General features: G+C 56.7%; 22 protein-coding genes and 2 pseudogenes. 12 read left to right on the forward strand and 12 right to left on the reverse strand.

What is annotated here, in order from left to right:
* Nucleotides 1–19 precede the first annotated feature (19 nt).
* Nucleotides 20–628, reverse strand: coding sequence for an HD domain-containing protein (locus D3871_RS01160; protein WP_119767247.1), 609 nt, complete (start codon nucleotides 626–628; stop codon nucleotides 20–22).
* A gap of 263 nt (nucleotides 629–891) precedes the next feature.
* Nucleotides 892–978 (reverse strand): annotated as a pseudogene (locus D3871_RS31505) (M55 family metallopeptidase); the annotation flags it as partial.
* Between the two features lie 55 nt (nucleotides 979–1033).
* Here D3871_RS31505 and D3871_RS30675 point away from each other — a divergent pair.
* From D3871_RS30675 to D3871_RS01195, 6 genes and pseudogenes are all read left to right on the forward strand, one after another.
* Nucleotides 1034–1337: pseudogene (locus D3871_RS30675) on the forward strand (transposase); the annotation flags it as partial.
* 2 nt (nucleotides 1338–1339) lie between these two features.
* A complete protein-coding gene (locus tag D3871_RS01175; RefSeq protein WP_119769803.1) occupies nucleotides 1340–2122 on the forward strand; it encodes a Mut7-C RNAse domain-containing protein in 783 nt (260 codons plus the stop codon).
* Nucleotides 2123–2154: 32 nt separating this feature from the next.
* Nucleotides 2155–2865 (forward strand): right-handed parallel beta-helix repeat-containing protein, encoded by a 711-nt coding sequence (locus D3871_RS01180; protein ID WP_119767249.1) that lies wholly within the window; start codon nucleotides 2155–2157, stop codon nucleotides 2863–2865.
* Between the two features lie 200 nt (nucleotides 2866–3065).
* Complete coding sequence (locus D3871_RS01185) at nucleotides 3066–3692, forward strand: dihydrofolate reductase family protein (protein WP_119767250.1); 627 nt, start codon at nucleotides 3066–3068, stop codon at nucleotides 3690–3692.
* A gap of 312 nt (nucleotides 3693–4004) precedes the next feature.
* Nucleotides 4005–4994, forward strand: a complete 990-nt coding sequence (locus D3871_RS01190; protein WP_119767251.1) for an NAD(P)H-dependent flavin oxidoreductase — start codon at nucleotides 4005–4007, stop codon at nucleotides 4992–4994.
* A gap of 128 nt (nucleotides 4995–5122) precedes the next feature.
* Nucleotides 5123–5749, forward strand: a complete 627-nt coding sequence (locus D3871_RS01195; protein ID WP_119767252.1) for a tyrosine-type recombinase/integrase — start codon at nucleotides 5123–5125, stop codon at nucleotides 5747–5749.
* 141 nt (nucleotides 5750–5890) lie between these two features.
* Here the strand turns inward: D3871_RS01195 and D3871_RS01200 are convergent, their stop codons facing one another.
* The 3 genes from D3871_RS01200 to D3871_RS29695 form a co-directional block, all read right to left on the reverse strand.
* Nucleotides 5891–6526: a class I SAM-dependent rRNA methyltransferase gene (locus D3871_RS01200; RefSeq protein ID WP_119767253.1), complete on the reverse strand. Its 636-nt coding sequence runs from the start codon at nucleotides 6524–6526 to the stop codon at nucleotides 5891–5893.
* Nucleotides 6527–6710: 184 nt separating this feature from the next.
* Nucleotides 6711–7247: a hypothetical protein gene (locus tag D3871_RS01205; RefSeq protein ID WP_199724709.1), complete on the reverse strand. Its 537-nt coding sequence runs from the start codon at nucleotides 7245–7247 to the stop codon at nucleotides 6711–6713.
* Between the two features lie 198 nt (nucleotides 7248–7445).
* Nucleotides 7446–7652 carry a hypothetical protein gene (locus D3871_RS29695; protein ID WP_147376729.1) on the reverse strand — a complete coding sequence of 69 codons (207 nt, stop codon included), beginning with the start codon at nucleotides 7650–7652 and terminating at the stop codon, nucleotides 7446–7448.
* Between the two features lie 113 nt (nucleotides 7653–7765).
* On the opposite strand from D3871_RS29695, the gene D3871_RS01210 reads away from it, so the two are divergent.
* The 3 genes from D3871_RS01210 to D3871_RS01220 all read left to right on the forward strand — a co-directional run bounded on the left by D3871_RS01210 (nucleotide 7766) and on the right by D3871_RS01220 (nucleotide 10599).
* On the forward strand, nucleotides 7766–8230 hold the full coding sequence (locus D3871_RS01210) for a YaiI/YqxD family protein (RefSeq protein ID WP_119769804.1): 465 nt from the start codon (nucleotides 7766–7768) through the stop codon (nucleotides 8228–8230).
* A 419-nt stretch (nucleotides 8231–8649) separates the two neighbouring features.
* Nucleotides 8650–9882, forward strand: a complete 1233-nt coding sequence (locus D3871_RS01215; RefSeq protein WP_119767254.1) for a diguanylate cyclase domain-containing protein — start codon at nucleotides 8650–8652, stop codon at nucleotides 9880–9882.
* A gap of 102 nt (nucleotides 9883–9984) precedes the next feature.
* On the forward strand, nucleotides 9985–10599 hold the full coding sequence (locus D3871_RS01220) for a host attachment protein (RefSeq protein ID WP_233575474.1): 615 nt from the start codon (nucleotides 9985–9987) through the stop codon (nucleotides 10597–10599).
* Nucleotides 10600–10705: 106 nt separating this feature from the next.
* On the opposite strand, the gene D3871_RS01225 is transcribed toward D3871_RS01220, so the two are convergent.
* Nucleotides 10706–12292, reverse strand: coding sequence for a DUF4214 domain-containing protein (locus D3871_RS01225; RefSeq protein WP_119767255.1), 1587 nt, complete (start codon nucleotides 12290–12292; stop codon nucleotides 10706–10708).
* Between the two features lie 255 nt (nucleotides 12293–12547).
* On the opposite strand from D3871_RS01225, the gene D3871_RS01230 reads away from it, so the two are divergent.
* The gene (locus tag D3871_RS01230; RefSeq protein WP_147376730.1) at nucleotides 12548–12763 is read left to right on the forward strand and encodes a hypothetical protein; all 216 of its coding nucleotides are present in this window, start codon (nucleotides 12548–12550) and stop codon (nucleotides 12761–12763) included.
* 42 nt (nucleotides 12764–12805) lie between these two features.
* Nucleotides 12806–13318 (forward strand): hypothetical protein, encoded by a 513-nt coding sequence (locus D3871_RS01235; RefSeq protein ID WP_119767257.1) that lies wholly within the window; start codon nucleotides 12806–12808, stop codon nucleotides 13316–13318.
* A gap of 109 nt (nucleotides 13319–13427) precedes the next feature.
* Here D3871_RS01235 and D3871_RS01240 read toward each other — a convergent pair whose 3' ends face one another.
* From D3871_RS01240 to D3871_RS01265, 6 genes are all read right to left on the reverse strand, one after another.
* On the reverse strand, nucleotides 13428–13808 hold the full coding sequence (locus D3871_RS01240) for a nucleotide pyrophosphohydrolase (RefSeq protein WP_119767258.1): 381 nt from the start codon (nucleotides 13806–13808) through the stop codon (nucleotides 13428–13430).
* Nucleotides 13809–13913: 105 nt separating this feature from the next.
* Nucleotides 13914–14849, reverse strand: a complete 936-nt coding sequence (locus D3871_RS01245) for an alpha/beta hydrolase (protein WP_199724710.1) — start codon at nucleotides 14847–14849, stop codon at nucleotides 13914–13916.
* A 262-nt stretch (nucleotides 14850–15111) separates the two neighbouring features.
* Nucleotides 15112–15591 carry a cupin domain-containing protein gene (locus D3871_RS01250; protein WP_119769807.1) on the reverse strand — a complete coding sequence of 160 codons (480 nt, stop codon included), beginning with the start codon at nucleotides 15589–15591 and terminating at the stop codon, nucleotides 15112–15114.
* Between the two features lie 60 nt (nucleotides 15592–15651).
* Nucleotides 15652–17211 (reverse strand): fatty acyl-CoA reductase, encoded by a 1560-nt coding sequence (locus D3871_RS01255; protein ID WP_233575475.1) that lies wholly within the window; start codon nucleotides 17209–17211, stop codon nucleotides 15652–15654.
* Between the two features lie 14 nt (nucleotides 17212–17225).
* Nucleotides 17226–18233, reverse strand: coding sequence for a DUF2156 domain-containing protein (locus tag D3871_RS01260; protein ID WP_199724711.1), 1008 nt, complete (start codon nucleotides 18231–18233; stop codon nucleotides 17226–17228).
* 69 nt (nucleotides 18234–18302) lie between these two features.
* Nucleotides 18303–18950 carry a class I SAM-dependent methyltransferase gene (locus tag D3871_RS01265; protein WP_119767260.1) on the reverse strand — a complete coding sequence of 216 codons (648 nt, stop codon included), beginning with the start codon at nucleotides 18948–18950 and terminating at the stop codon, nucleotides 18303–18305.
* A 282-nt stretch (nucleotides 18951–19232) separates the two neighbouring features.
* Here D3871_RS01265 and D3871_RS01270 point away from each other — a divergent pair, with 282 nt between their 5' ends.
* Nucleotides 19233–19961, forward strand: a complete 729-nt coding sequence (locus D3871_RS01270) for a glutathione S-transferase (RefSeq protein ID WP_119767261.1) — start codon at nucleotides 19233–19235, stop codon at nucleotides 19959–19961.
* Nucleotides 19962–19971 lie beyond the last annotated feature (10 nt).

Here is a 19971-nt window from a genome sequence, read left to right on the forward strand (position 1 = left end):
TAATGCCCTGTCCTTGTGCTCAATTAGCTTGCTTCGACGTTCCTGACGCTTGCCCCGCAAAGTGTTGAGTTACCCACTGCTCACACACGGTCCATAGCAGCGGTGCACCTGTTTTAATGACGGGACCATACCGGGAGAAGACCTGTTCAAGTGAAACACTGTTCTCTGTCCAGGTTCCTCCACCGGTGAATACGTTTATAAGGAGAGGTTGAAAGCGATCTAGCGCCTTCGCAAACTTCGCGTCCTCTGTCTCTGCACGCTCAAATTCCTGCCATAAAGCCAGAAGTTCGTTGCCTTGTTGCTGTGGCAATAAGCCAAACAATCGCGCCGCTGCTCTAGATTCTTGTTCAGTCTGCAATTCGCTTGAAGACCCACTATGGATTGGAAAATCGCCGACGTCTATCTCGACGACGTCATGCAGTAAGAGCATCTGTATAACGCGATGTGTATTCACAGGTCCGCAGGCATACTCATTCAGTAGTAAGGCATACATCGCTAAGTGCCAAGAATGCTCGGCAGAATTTTCTTTCCGACTTTTGTCGAGTAGCGGTGACTGCCGTACAACGGTCTTCAGCCGGTCGATTTCTCTTAGAAAACTTAACTGCTTTTCTAATGCTTTTAATTGCATAATTTTCACATCCAAATGTGACGTCACAGTATATAGAACGGCTGCGACGACAGTCTACTTTGGGTCGCATGTTCCAGTTCACGGTTCGTCAGCGACCGCTGGGAATGCGGTCTATAGCAGCCGTCATCAATTAGCGACGACTCGGCTCAGTCAGATCAGCAGCCATCCTTCCATCATTGCGGAATTACCAGGATCTTGTCGGCCGTAAGTCGGATCGCAGAATGCTTGTCAGCAAGGCGTGCCAATAGGCATTTCGCCGACCACTATTTCAGCAGGAACGTCATTGCCGACAAGCAGTTCAACATGTTCACAGCCGCTTGCACCGAAGTGGCCGTGAATGCGAGGGTAACCTGCTACCCGAGCTTAGTACGGCGATGATGTAGAGTCTGCCCCTGCAAGGCAGGCATGAAAAAACGATTCACCGACGCACAAATGATCGGCGTCCTGAAAGAAGCCGAAGCGGGAATGAAGATGGCAGTGCTGTGTCAGAAGTATGGTATCAGCGATGCGACGTACTACAACTGAAAGGCCAAGTTTGGCGGCATGACGGTGTCGGAAGCACAGCGGTTGAAGGCACTGGAAGCCGAGAACAACAAGCTCAAGCGATTGCTGGCAGAGGCCATGCTGGACAATGCGGCCTTGAAGGATGTTGTGGGACGAAGTGGTAAGCCCGCAAGCCAAGCGTGCAGCGGTAAGTGCCATAATGGCAGCATGGTCACGGCTATGTTCCGCTTCTATGAGGAACTGAACGACTTCCTCGCCCCCGGCAGGCGCAAACGCGAATTCGTCTGTCCCTGCGCTCGGGCGGCCACGACCAAGCACATGATCGAAGCACTCGGCGTGCCGCATACCGAAGTGGAACTGGTGTTGGTCAATGGCGAATCCGTCGGCTTCGACCGCTTGCTGCAGGAAGGCGACCGGGTGGCGGTCTATCCGAAATACGAGTCACTGGACATCACTTCGCTCTTGCGCGTGCGCGATCACCCATTACGGGTAACGCGATTCGTTGCCGATGTGCATCTTGGAGGACTGGCGCGCCTGCTGCGCATGGCCGGGTTCGACACGCTGTATGAAACGCAATGTTCTGATGAGGAAATCGCCGCCATTTCGGCGCACGAAGATCGCATCGCATTGACACGGGATCACGCCCTCCTCATGCGCCGAGAAATCACGCATGGCTGCTACGTACGGGCCTTAAAACCCTCCAGCCAACTACGCGAGATCGTGGACCGCCTCGACCTCATCGGAAGCATGCGTCCTTTCACCCTCTGCCTTCACTGCAATGCTCCCTTGCATGGCATAGATAAAAGCCGCTTGAAACTTCTGCTGCCTGCAGGCGTGCTGGCACGCTATGACAGGTTCTCCACCTGCAAGGTTTGCCGGAGAGTATTTTGGGAAGGAGCTCACTGGGAACGGATGCGTGCCCTGCTCGAAGGTGTTACCGGAAACAACCTTGGTGACGTGAATCCGAAAGGCTATCCTGATAGTAGTTGACTCACCCTGCGCACGCGGGTGCGCTGATCACAATGAACCAGATGTACCACCGAATGTGGAAGGTGCTTGCGGCACGTGTAGCAGGTGCAGCATTGACAATGCCGGTCATTGCACTGGCAGGCGGAGATTTCAGAGCCGACGTAGAGGCCAAATTTTTAATGGTCATCAACGAGCCGGGAACCTACCGACTCAGCGACAACTTGGTCGTGGCCGACGCCCACACTACCGCCATCGAGATCAACGCCGATGATGTCACCATCGACCTGAACGGCTTTTCGATTCACGGTCCCGGCTCTTGCACACAGCCACCCGTATCCTGTTCCTTGGTCGGAACAGGCAATGGAATACACGCCTTGGGCCGGGAGAAGGTTGTCGTCAAAAACGGCGGCATCTACGGGATGGGAAACGTTGGGATATATCTGAAATCAAATTCGAGCCAAGTGGAAAGCGTGCAGGTTTCCGGTAATGGAAGCGGCGGCATCGTCATGTTTGGCGGTCTCATCCGCAATAGCGTCATTGAACACAACGGTGGAGATGGCATTGCCGGCGTCGACATCCTCTTGCAAAAAAGTGTCATCAGCGACAATCAGCAGTACGGCTTCAAGGCGTATGGCGATTCATCCTATGCCGATAGTACTTTCGGCGGAAACAATAACAATGGCGTACAGGTCGATGCGCATGCCACTTCACAAAATGGCAACATGTGTAACGCAATGGCTTGCACTAAAAACCTATTTCGGTAGGGCTGAGCGCCAAGCGGTGAGACCGCAGGCGAACTGCAGCATGGCGAGATAAGTTCACTAAGGTGCGCCTGGTATTGCATGCGTTAGGCTTGGCACGGCCAGCATTAATATGTGCAGGCCGTTGAGGCTGGTTGTTGATACACATGCCAATCGCTCGTCGTATCTGTGGACCGATCGGGTCCGCCGACTTGGAGAACAGTATGGGCAAGCTCATCGTTGCGGCTTTCATCAGTCTAGATGGGGTTATGCAATCCCCCGGTAGGCCTAAGGAGGATCCTAGCGGCGAATTCCACCTCGGTGGCTGGATAGTGCCGTACACCGACGAAGCCATCGGCCAAAACTTGCAGGACCTGCTCTCGCAGCCGTTCGAGTTGCTGCTCGGGCGTTGCACTTACGACATATTCGCGGCGTATTGGCCGCGTGTGCCAGCCGATTCAGACAGCCGCGCCATGGCCGACCTGTTCAGCAGCGTACCCAAGCACGTAGCCACGCATCGGTCCGATACGCTTGACTGGCAGAACAGTCATGCGCTGGAGGGCGACCTTGCCGACGCAATACGTGCGCTTAAACACCAGGACGGCGCCAATCTATTGACGTTTGGCAGCGGCGACATGGTGCGCCAACTGCTCGCAGCCGGGCTGGTGGACGAGCTTCGGCTTCTGATTTACCCCGTCATACTTGGGCGCGGCAAGCGCTTGTTCGGCGACAACGCACAAGCGTCGGCCTTCACCCTGGCGCACTCGACCAGCACGCCTGGCGGTGTGCTAATCACCCGCTACGTGCGCAGCGGCGAGGTGCGTACGGGAGCGTTTGAAGAAGTCGAGTAACGATCAGTGCAGTAAGGGCATGCCTTCTGACCCACTCGCCTGCGGCACGAATTGCAGCTCAACTCAGACGTTGAGGGTCCGCTGTTGAGAAGCATAACTGGCCGTTCAGGGTCGGATCTTCCTGTTCGCAGCCGCAAGTTCAGCGGCCGCTTCATCGCCATAAGCTGTCTAATCCTAGCCGCGGTTCAGAGGCGACCAGCGGCCAATAGTTGCCTATTGCCTATTGCGTATGGTGGGTAGCTATGCTTTATTACACAAAGTTAGGGTCTGCAGCATGAGTCATAACCTTAGTTCGCCGTTGGAGGGGAAATCATGAACACTAGTTTCACGGCTCTGTTGTCCCTTCAAGTGCCGATAATGCAAGCTCCGATTGGAACTGCAGCCGGTCCCGAACTGGCCGCCAGCGTTAGCAATGCGGGCGCGTTGGGGTCACTGCCAATCTGGTTCCTTCCATTGAAAAACGTTTCTTCAATGGTTACGGCAACGATGCAACTGACTTACCGTCCATTTTCCGTAAATGTCCGCGCTGACCTCAATCAACAATCTCATGTAAATGCGGCGGTGCAAAGCGGTGCAAGCTTGGTTCATCTTTTTTGGGGTGACCCGACTCCATATACTGCTGCAATACACGATGCTGGAGCAAAGGTAATTGTTACGGTTGCGAGCGTCGACGAGGCAAAGCAAGCGCTTGATGCTGGCGCCGATATTCTCATCGCCCAGGGCTGGGAAGCAGGCGGACACGTTCGCGGAAACGTGACAACGATGGCACTAGTCCCCGTCGTGGTAGATATTGCAGGTGCAGTACCAGTTCTTGCTGCCGGGGGCATCGTTGATGGGAGGGGTCTAGCCGCTGCATTGATGTTGGGGGCGTCAGGGGCCGCGATGGGTACTCGGTTCGTCGCCTCAGAAGAATCCCGGGCACACGCCGGATATAAAGCGGCACTACTGGCCGCTCGCCAAAGTGAAGCCGTTTATTTAGTTGATTTATTCGACATTGGCTGGGCAAATGCACCACACCGCGCACTTCGCAATAGCACAGTCCGGGCATGGGAAGCAGCTGGCTGTCCTGCTTCAGGCTCACGTCCGAACGAGAACGAGATTGTGGCCACGCGTGCAGATGGCAAATCGATCGAGCGGTACAGCGTGGTTCTTCCAATGGTTGGTGCCTCTGGCAACATGGAGGCCTTGGTCCAGTACGCAGGCCAGGGTGTAGAAGGAATCAAAGAGATTCTTCCAGCTAGCAGGATCGTCGAAGCCACCGTATATGAAGCCAGCGCATGTCTGTCAGAATTTAGGTCTTGAGTCGTTATTGAAACAGGCTCCCGCGAAATGTCCGCTTTCGGGAAAGTCCAGAGGCGGCTTAGGTTCGCAGAACGTCGGTAATTGGTAGCGCAAAATGAGTCTCCTTTCATTCACCGAAGGAGACAGTCATGAATCCGAACCAAGCTCAACCAGCTACCATTCGGCCATGGAACAAAGGCAAGTTCGTCGGCCCAAAAGCACCCCTGAAGTTGAAGGAAATCTGGGCCATACGCACCCGCCTACAATTGGAGCACCATACCCGCGATCTGGCATTGTTCAATCTGGCAATCGACAGCAAGCTTCGCGGCTGCGACCTGCTTAGCATTCGCGTCAGCGACATCACACAAGGTAACCGAGTACTTCCGCGAGCCATTGTGATGCAACAGAAGACGAAGCGGCCTGTGCAGTTTGAAATCACCGAGCAGACACGCAACTCGATTCTGGCTTGGATTCAATGTGCCCATCTGGCCAGTAACGACTTCCTGTTTCCAAGCCGTATATCGGCTTCTCCTCATCTGTCGACACGCCAGTATGCACCTATCGTTGATGACTGGATTGAATCGATCGGGTTGGAATCAACAGACTATGGTACCCACACGATGCGGAGAACGAAAGCCACGCTGATCTATCGGCGCACGAAGAACCTGAGGGCGGTACAGTTACTCCTTGGTCATACCAAGTTGGAGAGTACCGTTCGATATCTGGGAATTGAGGTCGACGATGCGCTGGAGATCGCGGAACAGACTGAAATATGAAGCATAGCCGCCGGTCGGTGTCTGGCATCTGGAGACGTTGACCGGCCAACGGCAGCCATCCAAGTCCTGGGTAGAGCTTTAGCATACAAATCCGGCATGCCTTGGAGCGTTGTTCCAGGAATTTCCCATTCGGCGCGCCTCTCAGCGCGGGTAGGTGAAGCCGGTGCGAATATCCATCGGTACCAGACGGCTGCCCTCCCGCACCATTAGCCGCTGGGGCGGTTCGTCGCCTGCCAGTGCGCGCGGCGTCACGGACAGTCCTTCGCCCCTGCGCAACAGTGGGTCGCAGCGTTCGTAAACGTTGCGGCAGCCCGTGGCATTAAGGAGCGCCTGCACTACAGGCACCTTCCACAGGTCGACGCCACCGGCATTGAACTGGCAAACCAGATAGCCTGCGATGCCGCCATAGCTGTGCACCAGGAGACCTGGCAAGCCGTCCTTTTCGCCATCGATCAGCTGGACCAGCGCTTGCGGATCGGCGCTACGTAGCGCATCGGCGCGGAGAAGCACGCCAGCCTGTACGCGCCGCTTGATCATCGCGTGGTCAACCGGCTCGTCCTCGCGCAACGTCCAGACGCGGGCGGCGATTTGCGATTTCGCGTTATAGGCCGCGCGGGCCAGGAACTGGCGAGCCGACGATTGCACGATCGCTGTGGCGCCCGGTTTGTTGCGCTCCTGGGGCTTGCCCTCGACCTTTTCGACGGCGGAGACATAAATCCACGGGTCGCCGGAAAGCAGGCCTTGTTCCTTACCCTGTTTGATGGTGATGATGAGCATGCGCGGCTTTCGTTTTCAGGAACAGGATGATACAGCATGCCGCCGGCATCCCCTTTCGCTGCATACTGCTCCTGAAGTGATTGATTTGGTGCCGTTGACTTGCCAATGAGCAATCATCGGCACAGCGTCTGCACCGTGGCCGAAGCAGGTCGGCGGCGTAGGCGGATCAGCACCGTGCGATGCGCTACGAGGTGAGTCCGCGAAGAAGGCTGCTGTCGGTCGCAATCGGCGCGTCGGCCAACCCCGGTGCAGCCTCCGGAACCGGCGGCCTTGCCGGCTCAAGCGCGGGCACTGCGTCCTCCCACTCCCGGCCCCAGCGCATTGCCGCTATCGCTAGGGCACCGGGGTGGGTGAGTCTGGCCTTGAGTTCAGGAAGGCGGCGCTTGCCGATACGCCGGTCCGCAGCGAGCAAGATGTCCACGATCTGCCAACGGTCGGCGAAAGCGAAGCTGAGCAACTGGTCGGTGGGCGTGTCGATGTACTCACGCAATAAACTCGATATCGACGACACGTCCGTGTCGTAAGGGTAGTACGTGGCGTTTCCGCCAAATTCACGCGGGTAATCCCAGATCACGTCTTTGCCCAGCGTGCACCAGTAGCGGGGCAGGTCGGTGCCGCCACTGGCCGATGCCATGCGGTATGCGCGGCACTGGATCTGCAGACGCAGCCCCTCGGCAAAAAGCTTGCTGATCTCGCGCTGGAGTTTGCTCCATGGTTTCACATCCGCCTCCGATTTACAAAGCTGCGAACATGATAACCGCTGGCGTCGCAATGCCCTCGGAGTGGTCTTCGTCTTTGCAGCGTCCGCTTCTGGGAGAAACCTAACACTGGTTTGGGTCGCGTCCGGCCGCTTCGAACGATGCGACCGGTGGCAGGAAGGCGGCGCAAAGCTGCCACCGTTCTTGAATCCTAGTACGGCTTACGATGGCTGGAAACCGTGACCCACCACTACGGGCCAATCGATGTTGTTTGTCAATAGTTCCATGGCACGATGAAACGCCAGATCGACGAACACCATACCATTGACAAAGAACAGCCACTCCCTCATCCGCGAACTGTGAGCTGCAGATGCTGAAGCATTTTCCACCCTGCTGCGCGAACTTGTAGCGGATAACCCGATTTCCATGGGCCTGTCGTATGACGAGGAATTGATGCGTCCGATCTGGCAGTTCGTGCTACGCATCGACCAGACAGCTTGCAGTTACAATGCGTCATCCTGCTGATCTCATCCAATTTGTCATGCATATCTGGGTCGACGCCGACGCCTGCCCCGCCGTCATTAAAGACATCCTGTTTCGGGTGGCCGAACGCCTGCAGCTCAACGTCACGCTGGTTGCCAACAAGTTGATCCGCGTGCCGGGCTCGCGCTTCATCCGCGCGCTCCAGGTCCCGGCTGGCGCGGATGCGGCCGACGCGGAAATCGTTGAGCGCGTCAGCCCCGGCGACATCGTCGTGACCGGCGACATTCCCTTGGCGTCCCTGGTACTGGAAAAGGGCGGTTTGCCGCTCAATCCGCGCGGCGAGTGGTACACCAAAGACACTATTGCCCAGCAACTGACGATGCGGGCTTTCATGGAAGAGCTACGCGGCAGTGGTGTCGACACGGGCGGCCCGGCCGTGTTTAGCCATGCCGACCGACAGAACTTCGCCAATGCGCTCGACCGCGAACTCGCGCGGAGTAAGAATCGCGCAGGTTCCCGCTAAGTATTGTTTCTCAGCATCCTCGCCCCAGTCACATTTAAGTGATGCAGGTCGTATCGCTTCGACATGAAAACAGACTTGTCCCTAGACCGGAATACCAGCTGCATGATCAATTGGTAACAAAATGTGTAAAGAGAGAAACTATTTCCTCTCGACAACGTCTCAAGCGTAACAAAACAATCTGCGGTGGCTGTCTTTACCACGACGGATAAAGCTTGTTATGAACTTCGCAGAGGCACAACCCGGCGAACCAGTCGAACGCAAGGCATAGGACCCCTACGGCTAGGAGGTGTGGTCTCTGACCACGCCGCCGGAACAGAATATGCGGTTTTTTGGGAAGAGGTCCCCATCCTCGGACGGTGCATAACAAGCTCTAGTACTGACGACTGAGTTGAAATGTTCAAGAGAGAAGGAGAGGCAGCATGGAATTAGAACCTTGCCCCGTAAGCGCAGGCGTTAGCGCCGGACAAGCTCGTCGAAAAGGGCATATGTCGATGAACCAACAAAATCGGATGGCCATTACTACGCTCATTTCCGGAATATTGGCAGCCAGCTTCCTCGCTCTTCTGATCGGTTGGTCGGTGTTTGACATTATTTCGGATATCAAACGTGCCGCCGTATTGAAAGCCCGCAACCACGAAGTGACATCCGCCCTGAACAAGCTGCAAATCAATCTAACCAATGCGGAGAAAAGCGAACGTGGGTATGTCGTCGGCAGCGAGGTATCGGCAACGCCTTATCTCGCAGCGGTGGAAGAAGTGCGCTGGACCACCGATCTGATCCATGCACTCGTGTCAAACGATTCATCGCAACGCAGCAACGCTGCGCGTCTTGAAAAGCTTGTTGAATCCAAACTTGGAACGCTCCAGTTTGTCGTCGAGGCCCGCGAAGCAAGCAGCATACAAGCTGCGCAGCTTTTGATGTCGGTCGAGCAGGACAAATTGGAAACGGACCGCATCAAGGATGTGCTCAGCGAGATGGAAAGCCACGAAAACACTGTCCTGAATAAAGCACTTCGTATTCGCGATGGCGCGTTTGACAAATTGTGGTGGGTTCTCGCTGCCCTTACATTCATGTTGTTCGCCGGCGCAATTTGGCAGTATCTGCGCGTACGGAAAATCGTGCAGTACGCCGCGAAATCGGAAGCCGCAATTCGGCATCTGGCGAACCACGATGTTTTGACAGAGCTTCCCAACCGCAGGCTCTTGCTGGAACGGCTCGATACGCACATCGACCACGCGCACAGCAATGCGCAGTCACTTGCCGTCATGTTTATGGACCTCGACGGATTCAAGAAAGTCAATGACACGATAGGACACGACGCTGGAGATGAGTTACTTAAGTGCGTCGCTCAAAGGCTGAAGTCGACCATACGCGCCAGTGATACGGTTGCGCGCATCGGGGGAGATGAATTCATTGTTGTTGTTCCCAAATTGTATGGAGCAGATACAGCGGCACAAATTGCGACCACCCTCGTAGACGCGGTATCGAGGCCTTATTGCATCAAAGGCAGATCCATCAAGGTATCGACAAGTATCGGAATCAGCTTTTATCCGAAGCACGGGGTATCGTCCGGCGAACTACTGGAACGCGCGGACCAAGCGTTAAACCAGGCAAAAGCTAGCGGGAAGAATCGATACAGGTTTGCGTCTTGACGATTTCCGGAGCAGGCGGACGTCCGGGATGGCAAGGCTTAGCAAATCCCACTCGGCCCCGTGCGGCCAGTGACACCGGATGCTCTGCCCGCCACCCCCTCCTTGTTCAATCCGCTGGAACTCACCAGTTGCGCCAGCCGTGCGCATACAAATAACTCGAAGAAACAATATTGCACTTTCCAGCAGAATGCGGAACGATTGCAGCCGTCCCGGCATCGAAGTTTTTTGCAACGTATGCACGAGGAAAACATGAACGCAAATTGGATCGTTTCAGCGAATGCAACTCGGGCGAGATTTTTTTCTCAGGAGAAGTTTTCGGATCCCCTGGAAGAAGTCAACAACATGGTGAATGGAGGATCGCGCCTGCGGCCGGGAGAAATCGAGTCGGATAAACGAGGCCCGATCGCCGCGTCAAAGAGTGCGCATGGTGTCGGGGCAGCCACGCCGAGCAAGACTTACGAACCAGCCCAGACAGCCGACAAGCATGAGGCGGAATTGTTTGCCAAGGACATCGCAGCTTATCTGTTGCAGGCTTATCAGAACCGCCGCTTCCAGCGACTCTCTCTTGTTGTGTCCCCTCAATTTCTTGGCATGTTGCGCCCCTTGCTTGATTCCCAACTGGAATCCGTCGTGAAGCTGGAGATCAACAAGGACTATACGCAGTTCAGCGCGGCACAATTGCGCGAACAGATCCAGGCTCATACGGCCAAGGGATAAGGCCAATGCATCAGCGATGGCGGGTGACGCGATCGTCAACTGCGAAACGTAACGCATATCAAGCGCATATACGCGCCTGATATGCTGCCGCGCTATTTCCTCTCGTTTACCGCACCCGGCTATTCATTATCGCAATCATGGAATTCATCGAATCGCGGCAGGCAACGTAAGAAGGTGTACCCACGCAGGAATACCATGGGCCGGTGAATCCCATCGGCGCCGGATACAGTGCGACATGGTTCGGAATATAGGTCACCATCGTTTGCCGCACGCGTTCCGCTTCGTTGGCCAGCATTTGCCGGTACGAGGTTTCATCCAGCTGCATCATCGCGACCAAGGGTTGTGGATCGACGTAGGGCAGGTCGTCGAGTGTCAGTAGGACTTGCGGTCGGTAAGATGCCGAAGGAATCGGACCGTTCAGGCGCGGTTGCGGTACGTTATTCAGGGTCCAGGTCCGCGCGGGCATGACCACGGTTTCGGTGCCGCCCTGGCCCGATGCCGCACTGAATGCGACGATGCGCGACACCATGGTTCCGTTAGGCATGCCGGCAGTATCCAGGTCGATCCAGGCATAGGTCTTGTCGGCGGAAACATTGAATCGTGCGATCAATGGCGCATAACCACTCGGTGGAAGCAGCTCGACGTTTTCGATGCCGGTACCGCGCACTTCCAGTCGCACCGCTCCGCTTACGCCAGCGCCATCCGCCGGGGCGTTGACCAGCGCTGCCGATAGCGGTGCCTGGCCCGAGTACGGCGTTGGCGCAGGCGAGGGTGACGACGGTGGCAAGGCTTGCGGACCGGATGGATCGACCGGCGGCGAACCGGCGGCCACCGGGATGCGGCCGATCGCGTTAGCCGTGTCTTGCGAGGTGACGGCGGCAGCGATTTCCATCGTGCGCTCGATCGATACTTCAGGCGTGTTGTAACTGAGTCCTTGCTCGACCGCAAAATAGTGGCCAACCGTGTACTTGTTATTCAACAGCGATGGCACCCAGCCCCACGTCGGATCGTTCTGGAAGGTATGCGCGGAATCCAGCATGCTGCGCACCAGCGTGCCTCTGGTGGCGCTGCCGCTGGCGACGCGGTCGGCCCAGAACTGTACATCTTGTTCCGGCGGCGCGGTGGCACCGCTGCGTCCCAGCACGTTGCGGTAAATGATGCGGACGAATTCCGCTGCGCTCATGCCGACCGAATAGCCGGTTAATGTCGGGTACAGAATTGCCGCATTGTAAAATTCCTCGGCGATCTGATCGATGCCTTGTCCGGCTTTGAAGCGTTCGATCCAGAATACAAGGCCGTCGGATTCCGGCACGCGGTTGAAGAAGGCGACATAGAGTTCGATTAATTTTTTGAGGTCGGTGGCGGCAATTCCCTGCGCCTGCGCAGCCACCGTCGGGTTGACGGAAACGTCGGTAAATTGCATTCGTTGCGCAGCGTTGTCCAGATTGGTCGTTCCATCCGATCCGGCATTGTCTATCACTGCATATCCGTTTGCGTTCTTGGCGATCGTGTAGTTGGCGCGTGCACCAGAAAACACTGCTTTGCCGCCGACTACCATGGCTGGCGCCAGCTTCGTACCGGACGATACGGCAGACGAACTTTCGCTACCGCCGCCACAGGCTGCGAGCAATACACAAGCCGATGCTACGGCATACGATGCTACGGCATACTTTTGTGAGACCGATTTCTTCATTTGTCACCTCGACGCAGATTGTTCTAAAGCCTCTTGGCTCTGAAGCCCGCTCACTCCAAAGCTTGATAAGAAGCGTTTATTTAAGAGCAATGCATGAGGTATACGTTCCCTGCTGGCATGGCCGGTATTTGATCTCGGTTAATGATGTGCAGAAACGCAGTTTGTTTCGAATAGACAAAAAAGCCGCCAGTAAAACCCGGCGGCCTTTCAAATCATATGCACCAAGGCAACTAAGTTGCCTGCATTCAGCGTGTCGTGCCTGGAGTTGTTGATGGGGTGGAGGAAGGTGTTGATGTGCTCGATGATCCCGAACCGGACGAAGGCATGGTGCTTGAACTGCTGCTCGAAGTATCGCTCGGTGTCGTTCCCGTTGCCGACGTTCCGCTTCCCGACATGCCCGAGCTGCCTGAAGTGCTACTGTCGGTTGCCGATGTGCCTGACCCCGACGAGCCGCTCGATGATGTGCCGTAACTTGGCATCGGCGGCTCGCTGAGGCTGGAACTGCCGGTTCCAGTGCTGGTGCCGGAGCTGGTGTCGGTAGACATGCTGGTGCCTCCCGAAGTACCTGAGCTACCCGAGCTGCCGCTCATTCCAGAACTGCCCGAACTAGTCGAGCTGTCGCCGCTACTGGTAGTGGAGCTGGGGCTCGTGCTGCTGCTACTGCTGCTCGGACTGCTGGTGGTTCCCGATGATCCGCTGCTGCCGCTGCTGCCGCTGCTGCTCATGTCCGAGGAGCCCGATGCACTGCTGCCGCTCTTCGGAGTTTCCACTGTGGTCGTGGTGGTAGTCTTTGGTGCCGACGTGCCGCTGCCGGATGCGCCGCTGCCGGTCGATGTGCCGGCGCCGGATGTGCTGGTATCCGCTTTGGCCGGATCGGTTGTTGTTGTCGTGGTCGTCGTGGTCTGGGCAAATGCCGCTGTCGCCGTGCCGATCAGCGAAAGAAAAATGGCGATAGGTAACTTTTTCATTTTTGCTCCTTTGCTTCAAATGAAGGGATTCTTCAAAACCACCGAAGGTAAGTTTTAGACCTTGTTTAACAGGCAGGTTCGCAACTTCTCTTTGTGCGGTGCGGGAGCAGGCTTATGAAGTGCGGCATCGCCGATGCCGTGTGGGTAGAGTAGGACCGTCCGATCGATCAGTCTTCGCGCTTGCGACTCAGCTGTTTGAGTTCGGTGTACTTTTTTGCAGAACCATAGGACTGCGCGACCGGATATTTCTCGGCATTCTTTTTGATTTTGTTTTCGGCGGCCTGCAACAGATCGATGCCGCCTTCGCCAGCGATAAGTAACAGGTACAACAGCACGTCCGCGCATTCGTCGGCCAGTTTTTCCTGAAACGCCGGATCCGACGCAAGCTGTCCCAGCATTGCATCGGATTTCCATTGCGTCAGTTCAAGCAATTCCGCCGATTCGAGGTTGAGCGAAATGATCAAGTCCTTCAAGGTATGAAACTGTTGCCAGTTGCGCTCGTCGCGAAAACGGATAAGCAGCTGATGAATGGAGGCGAGGTCGGCCATGTGGGAGTTCCTGGAGAATAGTCGGCGTTTGCAAGTGTGCCTTGCTTTGCCGGTGTATGCCAGGTTCAGAACAGTCGAGCTTAGTGCGATGAGCTTGCGTATCAATCACGCCGGCTTCGGCGCCCATCCAAACAATTCCTTGAACGCCTTCCGGTATTCTGCGGCGCCGATGCGCATGCTGTTGTTGTGGGTGCCGCCTTCGATTAGCAGCAAACGCTTTTTTCCGGCCGCCGCTTCGTACAATTTTTCGCTGAAGCGTGAAGGCACATAACGGTCCTTCGAGCCGTGCACGATCAGCACTGGCAAATCGATGCGCGCAATCTTGTTCACCGAATCGAATTTCTGCGATAGCAGCAGTTGCAGAGGCAACCATGGATAAGTCAGCGAGCGCGCAATATCGAGCAGCGAGGTGAACGAGGATTCGACAATCAAGCCATGCGCCGCCGGCAACGCGGCTTTGCCGACGGCATCGCTGCTTCCAGTCTGCCGAAGATTCGCCGCCAGGTCGATTGCAATCGCGCCGCCGAGCGAATGGCCATAGATAAGGCGCTTGGATGGATCGGGCTGCAGAGTCGTCAAATGTTTCCAGGCGATGTGGGCATCTTCGTAGACCGTATGCTCCGATGGCAGATCGCCATCGCTTTTCCCAAAACCGCGATAGTCGACTGCAAGCACCGAAAAGCCGAAAGCATGCAATTGCTCGATCCGGAATAATTGCCCGGTCAAATTCCAGCGTGCGCCATGCAGGTACAGCACGGCGGGCGCATCCGGGTCGGCTGCCGGCCACCACCAGGTGTGCAGATGCTGGGTCTTGTCTTTCGCTTGCACCGGCAGCTTGGCTTCGGTGATCCCGTCCGGCATGCCGCTGTACCAGCTGGGGGTGCCGGGTTCGACACGGAATGTGAGTTCACGCTCCTTTTCTACCAGTTGGCCGCAGCCTGCGGCTGCAAGCACCATTACCAGCCCGGATGCGGCCGCAACAGACAGCGTGCGGCGACGCAGGAATTGAGCGAATGTTGAAACAAAAGAATGCAGATTCATGGGCGCAAGAAGGAGATGGTTGCCTGCTTAGGAACGTGCACGAAATAATTTCCCGATTTGGTTCACGTCTGACGGGCGCGCTGCAGCGTTGCTCGGCGTCGCCATAGCTCGCTATGACTCCTTCTCGCGCCTTGCAGCGCATCCCGTCAGACGCGTCCAAATCGGTAACTTATTCCGTACACGTTCCTTATCGGAGCATGCAACTCGGAAATGATTCGAGAAGATAAGACTTATCGCGCAGCAAAACGTTCTGCGCAAGCCGTCAGGCGTGCGGATGCTTGTGAATGGGGTCAACCCAGTGCACTTCTTCCGGCTCTTCCACTGCGGCGATGTCGAGGTTGATCACCACCGCTTCATTGTCGCTGCGCACCACCACGCATTCGAGCGGTTCTTGCTGGCTGGCGTTGATTTCCTGATGCGGCACATAAGGCGGTACATAAATGAAGTCGCCCGGCCCGGCTTCGGCAGTGAACTCGAGCTGATTGCCCCAGCGCATGCGTGCATGTCCGTGCACCACGTAAATCACGCTTTCCAGTGCGCCGTGATGATGGGCGCCGGTCTTGGCATTGGGATGGATGGTCACGGTGCCGGCCCATAATTTCTGCGCGCCGACGCGGGCGTAATTGATCGCCGCCGCGCGGTTCATGCCGGGCGTCTGCGGCGTATTGGTGTCGAGGTTGTCGCCGTGCACCACCCGTACGCCGTTTTCACGCCAGTCCGTCTGGCCTGTCGTTTCGTTCATGGCTTCCTCCGATCGGATGACACATGATACGACGACGGCCATAGAACTGCTGATACGCTGTTAACCGGCCGCCGCCTCCGTTGTAACCGGGGTTTCCTCCACCACGGCCGGTGGCGTGGTCACTGCCGTTTTGGTACGACGTAACGCATAGCGGTTCAGCCCCGCCATATGGACGCGACACAGATAGTCTTCCCAGCCTATCGTTGCCGGATCGACTGGAAACAGGACATCGCCTTCCACGCCGAAGCGCTGCGCCAGCGCCAGCAGCTTGCGATTGTGAAAACGATACCTTGGCTGGGTATAAAACGAAAACGTCAGCGCCAGCATCCGGGTCGTGCGCACGGCTTCCAGCGCAGCCGATTCCCGACGCGCTCCAGTCAGCGCTCGCACAGTGCGCCATGTACCGGTGCCGAAGCGTATCGCGGCCAGTATCAACCGAAAGAGGCGATGGTGCACGACCCGGAAATCATGCGTCGGCTCGCGATAGAACAGTTTGTCGTAGCGGCGCCAGTTGCGTTTCGATTCCTGTTCCAGCAGCCCGATTACTTCACCCAGGCGCACCGGATTGCTCGAACCGCTGCAGCATTGATATATCCGATGCGCGCCCGGCACCTGCAATGCTTCGGCCGTGGCCAGCACGATGCTGTTGGCGACCAGGTCGGCCGGAATGATGTCGATGATTTCATTGGGCTGGGCCGGAAAGAAGCGTGTTTTGCCGCGTGCGTAAGCGAGGATGATGGCATCGGCGACTTTCACGCCTTCTATCCAGCCGGGCACCGGTTCCTGCAACGTGCTTTCGATGATGGCCGGGCGCACGATGGTCAGCGTGCGCCCTTGCATGCCCTGTATCGCAATTTGTTCGCCCAGCCACTTGGTAAAGGTGTAAGTGTCGTTCCAGCCGTAACGGTTTGCCGCGCGTATGCCCAGGTCCGTCAGCTTGCGTTCCTCTTGTAGCGGATCGAGCCCGGCATTCTTGATGCGGGCGATCTTTTGCGACAGCGCGCGGTACAGCCCTCCAACATCGTAGTGGCCGTCGCGATGACGCGGAATGGCAGCGCCCGCCGGCGCCACCATTTCTTCATGCATGTCGCCCCGGTGAAAGCCGTTGACATAGCAAGTCGATACCTGGATCAGCGGTGCATCGGCCGCGCGCGCCAGTGCCGTCAGGTGATGCAGGCTGAGCGTATTGATGCGCAAGGCGGCGTCGAGCGGTTCGCGAAAGTTGACGCTGGCCGCTGCGTTGATGATGACGTCGACTTTGCCCGCGAGTTCGATGAAGCGCGAAGCCGGTAGACCGAAGCCGGCTTCCGTGATTTCGCAGCCCAAGCATTCGATCCGGTTGGCAAAAAAGCCGCGCAGCCAGTCCGGCCGTTCGCTGCGCAGGCGGTCGAAAATGGATGAACTGGCAATTTCGCGTTCAAACCGTTCGTGTGCGCTCGCTGCGCTGCCGGTGCTACGGATCGGCAGGATCAGGCAACCGATATCCGGCACCGTGCGTATCAGTTTTTCCAGCACCACCTTGGCCAGGAAACCGGTGGCGCCGGTCAGCAGGATGCGTTTGCCGGCAAGACTTGCGCATACGCTCAATGGGCTACGCGCTGGCTGCATGGTCGATCTCATCAAGTCCTCCATGATCAAAGGATGCGGGTCAGGCGGAACATCGCTGTCATCGCCAGCGCCGGCAATGCGCTGCGGTGCGCGCAATAGGTTTTTTCGACAGTGCCCTGGAAGCGCGACTTCGCGAATTCCAGCCCCTTGAAGTTGTAGAGAAAATCCATGCGTTCGCGGATAACCGACATCGTGCCGCGCAGCAGGCGCGACTCTTGCGGTTCGACGCTGCGGTCCATCATCAGCGGCACCAGACCAAGATCGATATAGGCAACACCTTCCGCCTTGAACACTTCCATCGCATGCGCCATCAGCGCATACCACAAGCCTTGCTTGAAGTTGGCCGACGAGCGCGAAATGTTGGGAACATAACCGACCAGCTTGCCGTTCTGGTAAATCGGATCGAAGAACACGAAGCCGACTGCTTCACCGCCATGGTAGGCATAGAAGTAACGGGTACCTTCGCGGTAATCGATCAGCATCGGACGGATCAGGAAGCGGATTTCATTGTTCTTGCAGCGGCGCGTGCGTATCCACGCCTGCGAAATTTTTCTGACTTCCGGATCGAAGCCGCTCTCCCGGATTTCCAGCCCCTGGTTGCGCGCCTGGTTGATTGCGGTACGGATGATCTGCTTCTTGCCGCCGCGCAGCGACCAGTTGCCGAGATCGACCTTGGATTCGCTGCCGAACTGCGTGCCGTAGTAACGGTATCGATGATGCAAATGGTCGATCACCGGCTTGCTGACCTGTACGAAAACCGCATCGGAAAACGTCGCCAGAAAGTCGTCCAGCATCAATTCCTGGTGCTGCGGGTGACAGACCGGATCAGCCAGCACGAAGCGCATGCCCCAGTGCCGCGCATAGGCGATGTAACCGATGCCGGGTTTGTCGAAGTAACTCATGTCGGGCTGCAGCGTCGAAAACGACATGGAATGCGAGCCGAATTGCTTGAGGCAGGCAATGCGGCGTGCCATGTCGAGATGCGCAACGCCGGCGGCGATAGGATGATCGAGTACAAATGCGTGATCGGACAATTCAGGCTCCCGTAGCGAGCAGGATAGAACGTTGGATGACGGACAAGCAGCGCTTCCGTGTTGCGGCGATCAAAGGGCTTTCTTGCCCAGCACCGACCAATAGCAATCCAGCAGCATCAACCGATAATGTTTTTGCTCGCGTACCTGCAAGCCCAGTTTTTTCATCGACTCCGGATAGTTGTAAATCCGGTGCAGCGCATTGCCGGCCAGCAGACAAAAGAACAGTACCGCGCCGTACCAGTACGCTGTCTTCAACATGCGCGAAAACACATTCCCGCTGGGGAAGGCAAAGTCGCCGACCACCACATCCGCGCCCGGCTTGCCGAGCCGGATCAAATGTTCCAGCACCTGCACCATCCTGTCTTCATGAAAGACGTTGAGGAAAAAATTAGCGACCACCATGTCGTACTGTTCGTATTCCTGTACCTGCATGATGTCGCTGTGCAGATGGTGAATGCGGATGCCGACGTTTTCCCGTTCCAGATTCGCCTGAAATTTTTTGAGCATGGTTTCCGACAAGTCGACGACCGTCACCTCGGCGCCGAGCCGTGCCGCATGCACCGCATCCATGCCATGCCCGACACCAGCGAACAGCACCTTGTCGCCGGGCTTCAAACGGTCCAGCATCGCCACCTTGCAGCGGTGGATGGACTTGCCGCTATAGACGGTGCTCAACCAGTCATAGATCGGGCCGACCAATTTGTATTTGTCTCGCATTGCCTGCTCCTCCGGAGTCTTTTGCATGAATGTCGGTTGCGGCCTGATCGCGGTCGACAGGCGGCTTGACGAGCATGTAGCTTACGTTGAGTGTCGGGTGGTCGGCGTCGTTGGTGGTTGGCATCGCGAGCCAAATACCTGACCGTATGAGTCAGCTGCGTGCCCGATGCATGAAAATATTTCTGTGTCGCAAAGACGTTTGCGGCACGTCATGGCAAGGTCGGTTTTTCACTACAATCCATAGAGATATCCATAGAGATCAACCGACGAAGGAGGCCCTGCATGCGCTATGAACTGTATTATTGGCCCGGCATACAAGGGCGCGGCGAATTTGTCCGGCTGGCGCTGGAAGAAGCCGGCGCCAATTATGTCGATGTCGCGCGCCGCTCGGAACGCAGCGGCATGGGCATGGCGGCGATGATGCGATTGATGGAAAGTCCCGAACTCGCACGCCTACCGTTTGCACCGCCTTTCCTGAAAGCCGGCAGGCAAGTGATCGGGCAAACCGCCAACATCCTGCTCTTCCTCGGGCCGCGGCTGGAGCTGGTGCCCAAGGGCGAGGCAGCGCGACTCTGGGTACATCAATTGCAACTGACGATCGCGGACCTGGTGACCGAAGCGCACGACAGCCATCATCCGATCGGCAACGGACTGTATTACGAAGAACAAAAGCCCGAAGCGCGCCGCCGCGCGGAAGACTTTACGCAGGCACGGATACCCAAGTTTCTTGATTATTTTGAAACCCTGCTGCAGCGTAATCCCGATGGCGATGCCTGGCTGGTCGGCGATACGCTGAGTTATGTCGACCTGTCGATGTTTCAGGTGATCGCCGGATTGCGTTATGCCTTTCCCAAGACCATGAAGCGGCTAGAACCGGACTATCCTTTACTGGTCGCCTTGCATGATCGCGTTGTCGCGCGCCCAAGGATCAAGGCATATCTGAAATCCAAGCGGCGCATACCATTCAATAATGAGGGGATCTTTCGCGCCTACAAGGAACTTGATCGCTGACCCTGTGTGC

Source organism: Noviherbaspirillum saxi, from assembly GCF_003591035.1.
In the GTDB taxonomy this organism is placed as follows: domain Bacteria; phylum Pseudomonadota; class Gammaproteobacteria; order Burkholderiales; family Burkholderiaceae_D; genus Noviherbaspirillum; species Noviherbaspirillum saxi.

What these genes read in the sequence shown, in the direction of transcription:
- D3871_RS01160 (WP_119767247.1), bottom strand. Translation starts at nt 628, where the DNA reads ATGCAATTAAAAGCATTAGAAAAGCAGTTAAGTTTTCTAAGAGAAATC.
- D3871_RS01175 (WP_119769803.1), top strand. Translation starts at nt 1,340, where the DNA reads ATGGTCACGGCTATGTTCCGCTTCTATGAGGAACTGAACGACTTCCTC.
- D3871_RS01180 (WP_119767249.1), top strand. Translation starts at nt 2,155, where the DNA reads ATGAACCAGATGTACCACCGAATGTGGAAGGTGCTTGCGGCACGTGTA.
- D3871_RS01185 (WP_119767250.1), top strand. Translation starts at nt 3,066, where the DNA reads ATGGGCAAGCTCATCGTTGCGGCTTTCATCAGTCTAGATGGGGTTATG.
- D3871_RS01190 (WP_119767251.1), top strand. Translation starts at nt 4,005, where the DNA reads ATGAACACTAGTTTCACGGCTCTGTTGTCCCTTCAAGTGCCGATAATG.
- D3871_RS01195 (WP_119767252.1), top strand. Translation starts at nt 5,123, where the DNA reads ATGAATCCGAACCAAGCTCAACCAGCTACCATTCGGCCATGGAACAAA.
- D3871_RS01200 (WP_119767253.1), bottom strand. Translation starts at nt 6,526, where the DNA reads ATGCTCATCATCACCATCAAACAGGGTAAGGAACAAGGCCTGCTTTCC.
- D3871_RS29695 (WP_147376729.1), bottom strand. Translation starts at nt 7,652, where the DNA reads ATGGAAATCGGGTTATCCGCTACAAGTTCGCGCAGCAGGGTGGAAAAT.
- D3871_RS01210 (WP_119769804.1), top strand. Translation starts at nt 7,766, where the DNA reads ATGCATATCTGGGTCGACGCCGACGCCTGCCCCGCCGTCATTAAAGAC.
- D3871_RS01215 (WP_119767254.1), top strand. Translation starts at nt 8,650, where the DNA reads ATGGAATTAGAACCTTGCCCCGTAAGCGCAGGCGTTAGCGCCGGACAA.
- D3871_RS01225 (WP_119767255.1), bottom strand. Translation starts at nt 12,292, where the DNA reads ATGAAGAAATCGGTCTCACAAAAGTATGCCGTAGCATCGTATGCCGTA.
- D3871_RS01240 (WP_119767258.1), bottom strand. Translation starts at nt 13,808, where the DNA reads ATGGCCGACCTCGCCTCCATTCATCAGCTGCTTATCCGTTTTCGCGAC.
- D3871_RS01245 (WP_199724710.1), bottom strand. Translation starts at nt 14,849, where the DNA reads ATGAATCTGCATTCTTTTGTTTCAACATTCGCTCAATTCCTGCGTCGC.
- D3871_RS01250 (WP_119769807.1), bottom strand. Translation starts at nt 15,591, where the DNA reads ATGAACGAAACGACAGGCCAGACGGACTGGCGTGAAAACGGCGTACGG.
- D3871_RS01255 (WP_233575475.1), bottom strand. Translation starts at nt 17,211, where the DNA reads ATGAGATCGACCATGCAGCCAGCGCGTAGCCCATTGAGCGTATGCGCA.
- D3871_RS01265 (WP_119767260.1), bottom strand. Translation starts at nt 18,950, where the DNA reads ATGCGAGACAAATACAAATTGGTCGGCCCGATCTATGACTGGTTGAGC.
- D3871_RS01270 (WP_119767261.1), top strand. Translation starts at nt 19,233, where the DNA reads ATGCGCTATGAACTGTATTATTGGCCCGGCATACAAGGGCGCGGCGAA.